Source organism: Caulobacter henricii (assembly GCF_001414055.1).
Lineage (GTDB): Bacteria > Pseudomonadota > Alphaproteobacteria > Caulobacterales > Caulobacteraceae > Caulobacter > Caulobacter henricii.
The window spans coordinates 2,782,259-2,793,771 of sequence record NZ_CP013002.1; the positions used below are offsets into that span (position 1 = coordinate 2,782,259).

Here is an 11,513-nt window from a genome sequence, read left to right on the forward strand (position 1 = left end):
ACCTTCAATTAAGCTATGCAAAAATGGGAGTCATGAGCGCCGGTCGCCATGTAGATCGCCTATCCAGCCGTATGCAGCAAGGAGGGTCACGAGAAAGGTAAATGATGCTCCTTGGGTGATATCCTCTGCAAACATAATGGCCACACAATACACCAAAAGGGGGGATATTCTAAATTTGTGTGACAAAGGTGCCGACATTAAATGTCCCACCAATATTAACATCGCAACGGGCAATCCAATTGTGCGCGCCGCAAACAAATATCCGTTATGACTCGCTCTCAGAACACCAAACAACGGAGTACTTTCGAGGTATGCAGACCAGCCCATTCCAAATGGCCTTGCAAATGCGGACAAAAGGGCTTGCACCGAAGTTTCTCCGCGTCCGGCTAGATTTTGCGCCAGCCGGTCTGGATCAATTCGTGAAGCGTAACGAGTTCCGTCAAATTCAAAGCCCAGCGCCGGTGCGATCAGTAGGCTGGCAGTCATAACGAGTACGAGCAAGAACGGCATTGCTGCAGCAGCCTTATCTCGCCGCGCAATGAGATAGAATAGGAAGCTCATAGCGCCGGCCAAAAGGGCTGCTCGCGATAGAGTAAAGGAAAATCCAGCTACCAGTAGGAACAGTGCCAACAACATGACAGTCAGACCGCGATACGGCCCATAGTTTAATTTTCGACTCGTCAAGCTCAAACAAAAAGCTGCAGGTACAGCCAGCCCGACCAATGCCATTGCTAAGTTCGGGTGTTCGGCGACTGTCGTGTATCGGACTTGCAATGCGGCCCACGAAACAAGCGCTCGAGGCGAAGCCAAGCCAATGGCTGTCAGTAGGTCTCTTAGGCCTGCTGCCGCAAAAAAGATGCTGACTACGTGCAGTACAACCCCGGCAAGCACCCCAGACATAAAAATCCTGAGGGTCTTATCCCGCGTCTGAAACCGCTCAACAAGTCCTGCTGCAGCGACCGCAGAGGCCAGCCAGCGTCCGTAGAACACTATTTCCGCTGGGTCAGGCCACTGCTCGGCCGCGAACATCTGCAAAATCCAGGAGACCAGGATTACGGCGACGCCACTCATCGCTACGACCTGTGCACGGCGCGTCATCGGAAAGGCCGTTGCGGCCATGACTATCAACATCAGATCGGTCAAACGGGGAGACTGAAGCTGCCCCGGTATGAGAAGCCAAGGAGTTGTAATAGAGACACCGAAAACAAACAAAAGCGCGTCTTTGACCGGCGTCTTCAATTCGAAATTTTGCTGCATCTTAGGCATAGTACCAATAAGGTTTTTCAAGACGTCACCAAATCATAATCAAAATCGCCGTATATTTTCGAACCCTTGGCAACATTTGAATCATGTGACAACTGTGCGACTGCGCGGATCGTAATTTCAGCGTTCATATAATTGACCATTTGCCTGCTCCCACTGCCACGCTCGTCCCATTCGAAAACACAAACACATAACTTCTCGGCGACACCTCCATTAGTGTCTCGTATGGACCGGCCCAACGCTGGTCGCCACAACTGAATCCCGAAACAGCGAGTGATCTGACGGGTTCTACTTGAGGGGGCTGGACCACAAACACCCGGAAGGATGTCCGAAGTCCGCCTCTTGGCAATGCTTGCTACTCTAGCAGTTGTTTGCGACCAACCGGGGCTACATGGCAGCGCCAGACCCTTTCGGCCAAGCTGACTGACTAGAGCCAAAAGCCTTGCCCATACCGCTCTCGTGTCGGCAGGATTTAGCGAACCGGCGCCTCCAACCCACTAGCCGTTCGTTAGCATGGAGACGCTCAAGGATCAGCGTCGTCACGCTTCGGCACTGTTTAGCCCAGCATAAGCGAGATGATCGACCACCTGCCTTGCAGCTCGAGCCCAGGTAAAAGTCGCCGCGTGCTGGAGGCCGTCCTGAACCCTCGCCTGCCTTGCATCCGCACCTAGCGCCGCGACCTCAACCATTGCACGGATCCATCCGGCCTCGTCAGTCGGATCGACATAAGCACTTGCGTCGCCACAAACCTCCGGAATAGCGCCCGCTCGAGAAACCACGGTCGGACAACCGCACAGCATTGCCTCCAAAGGGGGCAGGCCAAACCCTTCCGTAAGTGACGGGAAAACAAAGGCGGCTGCATGAGCATAAAGAGCGCGCAACTCGCCGTCGCTGATCCGCCCCAGCAGTCGTACGCCAGGGGGCGGTGCAAGGCTGGCATCGGCGAAGACTCGGGAATTCCCGCCTCCGGCAATGACCAAAGGCGGCTGCCCTGCCGGACGCGCCGCCGCCGCTCGCATCAGCATTGCCAGGTTCTTATGGGGGCTGAGATTGCCGAGCGCGAGCAGATAGCCACCGGGTATCAAACCGTGCCGTCCTAGAGTGTCCGGATCCGGGGAGATCTTCAGGATGTGGTCGGCACCGTTCAGAACTACTCGCGCCTTTCCCGGCGGCACAACGCCAAACCGCTCGAGCTGTACGCGGGAGTATTCTGAGATGGTGAGCACCACGCGCGCACGCCGCGCCAGTTGTGGCAACAAAAAGCGATACCAGGCGCGAAAAGCGGGCGAATAGGCTTCAGGCTGCAGCCAGGGCTGGGCGTCATGGATAAGCACGACCTGATCGCGGACCGCCATGGGGCCAGTGTTACAGGGACTGAACAGGCATCGATCACCACGCATCGACGGTAACTCAAACTGCTCCCATACCTGCCCACCAAGATGACCGTGCACCATCGGAATAGGCAGCTCGGCAAGCGCCCTAGCCTTCGGCGCAAAGGCAGAAACCTCAACCTCGTCGCTGAATGCCACCAACGCGCGGGTCAGCTCCTGAGCGACTCTGTCGACCCCGGATAGAGGTCGCGTAGCGAAGCGGGCGTTGAGAGCTAGACGCAGCGTCACGGTTGGGCTGCCATGCGATAGACAATGGTGGTAGCTTGAGCCATGTCCAAAGCGGTGATTCCAACACACTTGGCTTTGGACGCCTTGCCGAGAACAGCACGAAGTTCTGCAGGAGCATTCTGAATTATGGCATCAGCGAAAAGCTGAGGTGACGCATTTACGTCTAGCAGGCTACCGTTCTCCCCATGCTTCACAGCAAATGACGTTCCACCTACCGCTGTCGAAATGATGGGCAGACCGGCCTGAAGAGCCTCGAGTAGTACATACGGCATAGCCTCATATCGGCTTGTCATTACGAATAGATCGAATGCTGGAAGATACTCTCGAGCATTGAAACCGGAGAAAACAGAAAGTGCTTTTCCTCCTGCCGCCATAGTCACTTCCAATAGCTCCCCATCTCCCAGAATGACGCCACGAATACGCGGATCGAGCGCGTTGGCGAGACAGATGGCTTCAGCAAAGCGCTCGGGATTTTTCTGTTCGCACAAGCGACCCACGAACCCGACGGCGATGTCGCCAGCCTGCAAACCTAAGGCGGCACGGGCCGCCTCTCGGTCCACAATTGGTGCCGGAGTTAAGCCATTCGCGACAGTATGAATCTTGCTCAAGGGGATGCCGAGGACACCAGCGTGATCCGCTTCCTCGGACGAAACTGCGATTATCGCATCCGAGACGAAGCGCCCAAGCAGCGCCTCGACACTACCATAGACTAGGCGAGCTGGATTACTTGTGGCTGGATCCATGGTTCGAAACGCATGCGGCGTGTAGACGCGTAGAGTGCCGCTCGGCGCAACTAGCCGTGCCAGCGCGCCGGCCTTGGAGCTGTGCGCATGAATAACGTCGAACGGACCGAGGCGGTCGATGGCGCGACGTAGTTCCCGGGCGCACCCGATGTCCCAGGGGCCGACTGCGCGGCGCATTGGCAGCGCTTCGAGAGCCATTAGAGAAAGCCCCCGCAGTTCGCGGATGAACTTCAGCTCAGCCCGTACGGGCGAATAGATAACCGCAACAATGTGCCCAAGTAGGAGCAACTCTCGCGCTAAATCGACAACATGTCGGCCCGAACCCCCGCCCGATGGCTCAGTTACTAGGAGGATCTTGAGAGGCTGCTGTGGTTGCGTTGGCTCAGACAAAGCGGCCCTCCGAGTCAGTCGACCAGCGCTTGAGCGCCCATGGCAAGCGCCCCGGCTCAGCCCATCCTTGGGCTTGGAGCCAGCCCGGGATGATATCTGTCGACTTGACCAACTTGGTGATGCGTTCGGGGTGGATGCCGATGCCCGCTGCCGACATTGGACGCGCCAAAATTGCAGCCATCATGAGCAGCGCGTGGGGCAGAGTGAAGGTACGAGCCCGAGTGAAATGCGCAGCACAGAAGGCCAGTACGATCTGCTCGATCGTATAACGATCAGGGTAGCTGCCATTAAACAGAATAAAACGCTGCTTCAGTGCATGGGCACGCTGGACTGCCTCCAGAAGATCCTCAACGTAGAAGCAGGCCTTTATTGTGTCACGACGACCGGGGAAGACGAAGAAGCCTTTCTTCAAAAGGGAGGCTAGGCGAGTAAAATTTCCCCCTTCTCCCGCGCCGAAAATGACGGCTGGCCGGACAATTAACAGTCTGCGGTTTTCAGCCTCGTGCAGCCAAGCGCGATGGATACCCTCGGCTAACCATTTGGACCAGCCATAGGCACTTTCGGGTGCCGGAAGACTGGCTTCGGTCATGGTCTCTTCGCTTGGCCCGTAGACAGAAATTGAGCTCGTGAAAACAATATCGATACAGCCAGTACGTCGCGCAAACGCAGTGATCTGCGTCGCTCCAGCAATGTTAGTTTCGTAGTATTCATATGTCTGATGGCCAGGCGTGGTGTGTACTGCCGCAAAATTAAATATGGTTTCCACCGGGCCTTCGATGGTGAGGTTTGACAAATCGCGAACGTCCGCCTCGATATATGTCACGCCTTCTAGTGGTTCTTTCGGCGGTCGGATGTCGGCGCTAACAACCCGCCCCGCATGTGTGTTCACAAGGCGCTTGAGCAAATGGGAGCCGATGAAGCCGCTCCCGCCAAAAACCACAATCTTACCGTGAGCCACTGACAGTTCCCCTTGTTTCGCCTGGCGCGTGTTCGTGCTCATCAACAAGTAATCCGACTATGCGCATATTCTACTGGGACCATCTCTGCGGGCCGACAGACGGTGCTCAGGTCCACGACGGTCGGCGACCGCATCAATAGCTTCAGGCGGTCGAGGTCGAGTGCCCGGCACTGGTACCACTCGGTGATGATCACCATTGCGTCGCCTCCCTCGACATCCTCATTGGTGCCCACCCTGAAGTCACTGTACTTGAGCTGGTGAGCCACTTCCTTGTCAGTCCCCGGATCGAAGGGCTGGACCTGGCTGCCTAGGACCTGTGGAGTCGGGGTGATCTCTAGGCTGTGCGCGTCGCGCATGTCGCCTGCGTTTGCCTTGAAGGTCACCCCCAGCACCCCGACGGTCGTGTCATCGCAACGCGCATGGATCCCCCACAACCACTCCCCACCCAATCTGGCAGGACAAACGAGTTGCTGTGTTAGTCCCCCACTCAGGCGGCTAGCGCAACGCCAAACTCAGCCCGATGTTGAGCTTGTCGGCGTTATCTGGGCGATCCTTGTGATACGAGTGTGACAGTCGACAACCCTCCAGCATTCCGAGACGATACACACTTGGTCTTGCGCAGACTTTGCTGCCCCCCCCCCCCCGCGCCGAGCTGGAAATTTGGCAGCGCGACTACCAAAAGCGCCGTCCTCACTCCAAGCTCGGCTAGATGAGAATAAGAGGATACGTACAAGTAACGCCTGTATTGCCTGCCTGATGCAAAGGAAGCGCCAGACAAGCGCCTAAACACTGGCGGCGCTTCAAAGCTCGTCATGATCTGCGACAACGTTTGGATCGGTGCGGGCGCGATAGTCCTGCCCGGCGTAACTATTGGCGAAGGCGCCGTTGTTGCCGCTGGGAGCGTCGTTACCAAGGATGTGCCTGCTCGGCCGGTCGTTGGCGGCAACCCTGCTAAGGTCATCACGTCCGGGGCTGATTAGCCCCGCCGATCACCCCTGCACATATTGGATCAACCATCGCCGCAGGCCCGTCTCGTATAGGTCCAGCCCCCGGTCCACCGCGCCGGCCGACAGGCCGCAGGTGGTGACACGATCAACCGGATCTCATCTTAGGTCTCCGAGTAGACCCGAGGGTCACGCTGATCACACACTCCTCTCCAGTTCCGAAAAGCAAGCATGAGTGTCCATTGATACGAGGGAGGATCAGTCGCCTAACTCTCACGCTTGATCGCTTCGCCGATAATCGTAGCAAGGACCTCCGTGCCTTTGGGTGTGGGATGGATATCATCGCGATACAGGGAGGTGTTCCATCGCGAGTCAGCTCCGACATCGACAAAAACTAAGCCGGCACCAGACAGTACCTGCATAGGTTTCAGCAAGGCGTTCAACCTCAAATTTCCATCGCTCGCTTCGACTTTGTTTGGATAAAGTACGATCAATGTAGGGGGGTGCCTTCCACAATGGAATGCAACCCACTGCTCCTTCCAATTGCGATCAAGCGCTGGTCCTGGCGAACCTCGAACTCCAATATGAAGCGTCTTGACTGCAAGATGTTGAATCGCCAGAAGCGGACGATGGGTCGGATGTGTGGATTCGAGTTTCCACTCTGACGGAGCCTGTAGATCGCCTGAGTTCAATACAAACACCACTTTGTCCGACTTCCGAGCTATGTCAGGATTTATTTCCAGATAAAGAAGCTCGTTCGATAGAGACCAGCTTCCTGCACCGATCGGCCAGACTTTTCCGCCTATCTTGCCCTGCAACTGTGGACCTAGTTTTTCGGATTGACGGTAACGGTTGCCGCCATAGACAATGCTGTCTCCGACCAACAACGTATCTTGAACGTTAGGCTTGGGTACGAACTCGGCAGCGACGCCCATGCTGCGACTGTTGAACGCGTAGTCGTTGCGGTTCAAGAACGCGCCGGATTGGCTTGGAGCCGGGATGTAACCAAACGGCGGGCCTGGCCGATAAAGCGGGAAGTCAAGAAGCCCAAAGACCCTCAAACCTAACTCAACGCAGAATAGGAGGACAAGGGCGCTACCCGCGACCCACTTGAAAACGAGCTTCATGCGCGCCCCGACGTGCAACCAAACTTAGGCGCCACGACTGATATTGGGTGTCAACCGGTTAGCGTGGAGGCGCACATACCCCAGGCCCCCAAAATCGACGGTCAACGTCGAACACCGCAACGGGCGCGCCACTCAGATACTGGAAGTGGATCACCCCGCCGCTCTCGACGGCATCGAAGGCATAGGCCGCCATCGGCATTTCGATTTCCGCCCGCGGGCTCATCGGTCGGTTGCGCAGAAGGCCCTGCACCACGCCATTGAGCCCAGACACGTCCTCGTTCCTGAATGCGACCCGAACCTCGCTGGCTTAACAAGCAACGTCATACGTTCGCCGGATCCAAATCATTTGGCGGCCCGAACTAAACAACCCCGCGCACCGCGTTGAGATGGCCTCGCACGTAAACAAAGTGTGCAGCGCCTCCCGGGGGTTAGACCCGGCTCGTACCCTTTGGTCACGGGCTCGTCCTATGGACGGGTCGCCTTGGGATAGAGCTGGACGGCGAGCTTCAGGCCCCGGCGGAAACGTGGGGCCATGAAGTGAAGATAGCGAAATTGCCTCAGCTCATGCCGGATCGCGCGATCGGCATTGGCGCGAAGCCAGGCGCCACGCCTGCCCCTTTCCTGGCCCTTGGCCGTCATGACCACATTGTGGAAAAGCGCATCGTCGAACTCCTAAAAAGGTCGAAAGGTGTTCTCCAACGAACACGAAATTGCAGGCCTGAAAGACCGCGCCGTTCTGGCCGCACCGTTCGTCGGCAAAGGTTTGCAGCCATTTGACCGACGGCCAGGCGCGGCGAACATAGCGAACCGCATAGGCAATCGCCCGGCTTTCGCTGAGGCGCGGCGCGGCGCGGCGCGTCGTCATCCAGCCACATGCGGTTGAGTTCAAGATGCTGGTCATTGGCCGAGCGCTCAACCACCGCACGCCTGAAGCCGGGTTCATCGCAGAGCCAAATTGTAAGACCCCAACAACTCGCCTTCGATGAGCGCCCCAAGGTGGACATAGCTGTTGGCGACGATCGTATGGCTATAGTGGTGGCGTCGGATGATCGCTTTGGCCTGTTCACGGTGTATTTCGCGAACATGCATTTGGGCGGTGCCAAATCCGTTGGCGCGGCGCGCGCCAAATAGCACCGCCTGGTCATCCAGCAGGTAATTCGCTGCCATGGCCGCGCGCCTTTTCAAGGGCGCTCGGGGCGCTCAGCCAAACTGATTGGCGGCATTGCAGCGCGGGCAGGCCACTTCGATCTGACCGGACGCATCAACCGCCTGCCGGGCAAGAAGCCGGCCGCAGGATCGACACCGCGACGGCTTCATCTCGACTCGGCGCGCACGGCGAGCATGAGGGTCACCACAGGACCTTTTCATTTACGGCAAGCTCCTCGCCACGCTTGAAGGCTATACCCCGATGGCTGGGGCGGACGGGCCGTCCACGATCGGCGCCGATCGACGGCGGTGCGTGGCGACTATGCGCGCACCGCTCCCGTCCTGGGTGGGCGGCCGTTCAATCAATGACAGGCAAGCCATAGCGCTCCTGCCCGGCCAGCAGGGCTCGGGCGATCCGCGCCACTCATTGACCAGCGCTACGGCAGCCACCCCTGGTGCCTTTCGTTTGCCCTCAGGCCTGGCCTGTAGGCCGCCCGACCAGGTCTGGCACCGGCATCGGCGGCAACAGGGCGCGGATGGCGAGACCGAGGCTGAGCAGGTCGCGGTCGCTCCCGGAAGGACCGTCAAGTTCCAGCGCCAGCGGCAGGCCGGTAGCCCGGGTCAGCCCGGTCGGCAGGACCAGCCCGGGCAGGCCCACGGTGCTGCCCGGACTGATATTGCGCGCCATGGCGGTCTGGAAGGAGATCGCGGTGCCGCCGATCATCACCGTCTCGTCCTCACCGATCAGGGTGGCCGGCGTCATGGTGGCCGGAAACAGCATGGCGGCGACGTCCTGTTGCACGAAGTAGTCGGTGAAAAGCCTTTGCAGGGCCGGACGGTGGACATCGCGGGCGGCGGCATAGGCGGCCTCCGGTATCGTCAAGGGTGCGCCCGGCATCACAAATCGCTCGAACACCGCCTTCACGTCAGGGCTGACGGACTCGACCAACTCGGCGAGGCTAACGGGCGCGCCCGAGGCCTTCAGATAAGCCATCCAGGACGCGGCAGCGTCGTGGATCTGGATCGGCGCTGTGACCTGGGCGACCAGTCCCGCAAGGTCAGGTATGTCGGCCTCCACCAGCACGACGCCGGCTTCGCGCAGGCGGTCCATCACCGCGTCCATCTGATGTTCGACCTCAGGGTCCAGGCCCGAGAAATAGAAGCCACGGGCGATGCCCAGCCGCAGACCGCGCAGGTCCGCAGGCGCCACCGGCCGCTGATCCCCGGTCATCACGGCATCGAACAGCACCAGATCTTCGACCGTGCGCGCGTGCGGACCGATCTGGTCGAACAGCGGCGTGATCGGCGCCGTGCCGTCATTGGGGTAGCGGCCCGTGGTCGGCCGAAACCCGCAAACGCCGCAAAGGGCGGCAGGCACGCGGATCGACCCTTGCGTATCTTCCGCCACGCCCAGCGGCGCCATCCGGGCCGCCACGGCTGCAGCCGTCCCGCCGCTGCTGCCGCCGGGTATGCGTTGCGGGTCGTAGGGATTGCGCACCGCCCCGAATGCCTGGTTGTTACTGGTCCAGCCGAACGACAGTTCATGCAGATTGGTCTTGCCCAGCACACTGGCGCCCGCCGCGCGCAGTTTCGCCACGGCGGTGGCGTCGGTCGCCGAGTGGAAGTCGGACAGCGCCCGCGTCCCGGCCGTGGTGCGCAAATCACAGGTGTTGATGCTGTCCTTGATCGGGATCGGCAGGCCGTGCAGCAGACCCAGCGGTCCGCCGGCCGCGCGCAGGCGGTCGGCCGCGCGGGCCGCTTCGCGCACCGCCTCCGGCTCCAGAGTGATGAAGGCGTTGAGGTCGCGGCCGGCCTCGCATCGCACCAGCAGGGCCTCGGCATAGGCCTCGGCCGAAACATCCCCCGCCCGCATGGCGGCAACGGCGTCGCAGGCTGAGAGTTCGATCATGTCACGTTCCGTTGAGGTTCCCGCGCCAACAGGTCGTTGAGCGCGGCATTGATGAACATGGCATCCTCGGGCTCGATGCCGCCACCCGCCATATGGCCCCAGACCGAGGGGATGATGCGCCGATCAAGTGGGCAGAGCGGTGGACACACTGGCGGACGTCAATCCGCGCTGAGGTCTCCGGCCGCCAGGCTCGCCATCGCTTTCGCCTTGAACGGAAAGAAACCCTTGGTCGCGTGCGGCCAAAGCCGCTCATCCCAGCGACGCCTGACCTGCACCAGCGTTACGCCTTCAACCGCTAGTCTCGATGCGATAGCAGCCAGTGCGTCAGCGACGGGGCCTACCGGAGCATAGGGGGTGACGATGTGCCTGACGCCGGCGGCCCTGGCGGCCGCCAGCAGGCGCTCCGGATCCATGCTATCGTGCCAGGTCGTGGGGCAGCCGAAGGCTGCGCTGACCCGCATTGTCGTATCCCGTGCTGCGGCTTCGACGAAGCGACGCGCAGCTTCGCCCCAGAGCTTCTGCCCATCGGTTGCCACCACCGCGGCCACGAAGGGGCTCGCGGATTCAAAGACTGACTCCGGATGCAAGTCCTCCGAAGTGACCAGAAGCATGGCCGGTTCGGAAATTGGGGCGACAGGCTGTTCAGCCAGGGCGATCGGGCCCGGAAGCGGAAACTCGGTGAGCGCGGTCGCTTCCGTGGTCAGGCCCTTGGGGGCAAAGCGCTGGTTGGTATTGCGGGCGATGTTGTCGGCCGTGGCGAGATAGGTCTTGCCGGGCGTCTGCAGCCCCGCGACCCAGCGCCAGGACAGCGTATTGCTCGCCGCATCGGCATCGACCAGGTGCCGCAAAAAGAAATCCGCGCCCAGCGACCAGGGCAGCTTCAGGGTGAAAATCCAGATGGAGGCAAACCACATCCGTGCGTGATTGTGCAGGTAGCCGGTCTGCACCAGCTCACCCACCCAGTCATCGAAGCCTTCAATCCCGGTCTGGCCGGTCTGCGCCGCGTGAAGGGTTGGGGAGCCGACAAAGGCTTGGGCCTGGTGATCTCTTTCCGCGCAGAAGCGCGCCCAGACTGCGGGGCGCATCTCAAGCCATCCCTTCCAGTAGGTCCGCCACAGCACCTCCTGAACGTATTTCTCGGCCGCCCTGGCATCATGCTCAGCCAGCACAGCGGCGATGACCTCTGCCTCGGTGATCAGCCGATGACGCAGATAGGGTGACAGCCTGGACACAGCGGTCGGCTGGGCAGGACCAGGATCGATATTGCGTCCGGCCCCATAGGCATGACCGGCCTGGGGAACGAAGGCGGCGAGACGGCGCAGGGCTTCATCACGGGTCGGCGGGAAAGTCATGGTCGTCCGTCACCTGGCATGCCTGCCGGCTGTTTAGGCCCCTGGGCTCTCAAAGCCTAGGC

The 11,513-nt window shown here is 60.0% G+C and carries 12 protein-coding genes and 1 pseudogene; 1 reads left to right on the forward strand and 12 read right to left on the reverse strand.

Annotated features, from left to right (window positions below; translation table 11 throughout):
* Positions 1–30: 30 nt before the first annotated feature.
* The 5 genes from AQ619_RS19125 to AQ619_RS13020 all read right to left on the reverse strand — a co-directional run bounded on the left by AQ619_RS19125 (position 31) and on the right by AQ619_RS13020 (position 5,356).
* Positions 31–1,287, reverse strand: coding sequence for an O-antigen ligase family protein (locus AQ619_RS19125; protein WP_166504238.1), 1,257 nt, complete (start codon positions 1,285–1,287; stop codon positions 31–33).
* Between the two features lie 515 nt (positions 1,288–1,802).
* The gene (locus tag AQ619_RS13010) at positions 1,803–2,792 is read right to left on the reverse strand and encodes a glycosyltransferase family 4 protein (protein WP_166504239.1); all 990 of its coding nucleotides are present in this window, start codon (positions 2,790–2,792) and stop codon (positions 1,803–1,805) included.
* A gap of 86 nt (positions 2,793–2,878) precedes the next feature.
* Positions 2,879–4,015 (reverse strand): glycosyltransferase, encoded by a 1,137-nt coding sequence (locus AQ619_RS18830; protein ID WP_084746015.1) that lies wholly within the window; start codon positions 4,013–4,015, stop codon positions 2,879–2,881.
* Complete coding sequence (locus AQ619_RS13015) at positions 4,008–5,015, reverse strand: NAD-dependent epimerase/dehydratase family protein (protein ID WP_062148322.1); 1,008 nt, start codon at positions 5,013–5,015, stop codon at positions 4,008–4,010. The genes AQ619_RS18830 and AQ619_RS13015 overlap by 8 nt, the downstream gene beginning before the upstream one ends.
* A complete protein-coding gene (locus AQ619_RS13020) occupies positions 5,015–5,356 on the reverse strand; it encodes a UDP binding domain-containing protein (protein WP_236849473.1) in 342 nt (113 codons plus the stop codon). Before AQ619_RS13020 ends, AQ619_RS13015 begins: the two co-directional genes overlap by 1 nt.
* Positions 5,357–5,785: 429 nt before the next feature.
* Here AQ619_RS13020 and AQ619_RS18835 point away from each other — a divergent pair, with 429 nt between their 5' ends.
* Positions 5,786–5,953, forward strand: a complete 168-nt coding sequence (locus tag AQ619_RS18835) for a DapH/DapD/GlmU-related protein (protein WP_084746018.1) — start codon at positions 5,786–5,788, stop codon at positions 5,951–5,953.
* Between the two features lie 230 nt (positions 5,954–6,183).
* Here AQ619_RS18835 and AQ619_RS19130 read toward each other — a convergent pair whose 3' ends face one another.
* From AQ619_RS19130 to AQ619_RS13040, 7 genes and pseudogenes are all read right to left on the reverse strand, one after another.
* Positions 6,184–7,044 (reverse strand): SGNH/GDSL hydrolase family protein, encoded by an 861-nt coding sequence (locus AQ619_RS19130; protein WP_166504241.1) that lies wholly within the window; start codon positions 7,042–7,044, stop codon positions 6,184–6,186.
* A 58-nt stretch (positions 7,045–7,102) separates the two neighbouring features.
* Positions 7,103–7,315, reverse strand: a complete 213-nt coding sequence (locus AQ619_RS13025; RefSeq protein WP_062148327.1) for a hypothetical protein — start codon at positions 7,313–7,315, stop codon at positions 7,103–7,105.
* 194 nt (positions 7,316–7,509) lie between these two features.
* Entirely contained in the window at positions 7,510–7,683 is a 174-nt protein-coding gene (locus AQ619_RS19610; protein WP_465251373.1) for a Mom family adenine methylcarbamoylation protein, read from the reverse strand.
* Positions 7,607–8,211: pseudogene (locus tag AQ619_RS19615) on the reverse strand (Mom family adenine methylcarbamoylation protein). The gene AQ619_RS19610 and the pseudogene AQ619_RS19615 overlap by 77 nt, the downstream one beginning before the upstream one ends.
* Positions 8,212–8,244: 33 nt before the next feature.
* Positions 8,245–8,412 carry a Com family DNA-binding transcriptional regulator gene (locus AQ619_RS19570; RefSeq protein ID WP_417903571.1) on the reverse strand — a complete coding sequence of 56 codons (168 nt, stop codon included), beginning with the start codon at positions 8,410–8,412 and terminating at the stop codon, positions 8,245–8,247.
* A gap of 250 nt (positions 8,413–8,662) precedes the next feature.
* Complete coding sequence (locus AQ619_RS13035; RefSeq protein WP_062148336.1) at positions 8,663–10,099, reverse strand: amidase family protein; 1,437 nt, start codon at positions 10,097–10,099, stop codon at positions 8,663–8,665.
* A gap of 158 nt (positions 10,100–10,257) precedes the next feature.
* Complete coding sequence (locus AQ619_RS13040; RefSeq protein ID WP_062148339.1) at positions 10,258–11,451, reverse strand: FAD-binding domain-containing protein; 1,194 nt, start codon at positions 11,449–11,451, stop codon at positions 10,258–10,260.
* Between the last annotated feature and the right edge of the window lie 62 nt (positions 11,452–11,513).

Bases quoted from the DNA above. Each gene is read 5' to 3' on its own strand.
- AQ619_RS19570 (WP_417903571.1), bottom strand. From the start codon at position 8,412: ATGAAAAGGTCCTGTGGTGACCCTCATGCTCGCCGTGCGCGCCGAGTC.
- AQ619_RS19130 (WP_166504241.1), bottom strand. From the start codon at position 7,044: ATGAAGCTCGTTTTCAAGTGGGTCGCGGGTAGCGCCCTTGTCCTCCTA.
- AQ619_RS13035 (WP_062148336.1), bottom strand. From the start codon at position 10,099: ATGATCGAACTCTCAGCCTGCGACGCCGTTGCCGCCATGCGGGCGGGG.
- AQ619_RS19610 (WP_465251373.1), bottom strand. From the start codon at position 7,683: ATGACGGCCAAGGGCCAGGAAAGGGGCAGGCGTGGCGCCTGGCTTCGC.
- AQ619_RS13015 (WP_062148322.1), bottom strand. From the start codon at position 5,015: ATGAGCACGAACACGCGCCAGGCGAAACAAGGGGAACTGTCAGTGGCT.
- AQ619_RS13040 (WP_062148339.1), bottom strand. From the start codon at position 11,451: ATGACTTTCCCGCCGACCCGTGATGAAGCCCTGCGCCGTCTCGCCGCC.
- AQ619_RS18835 (WP_084746018.1), top strand. From the start codon at position 5,786: ATGATCTGCGACAACGTTTGGATCGGTGCGGGCGCGATAGTCCTGCCC.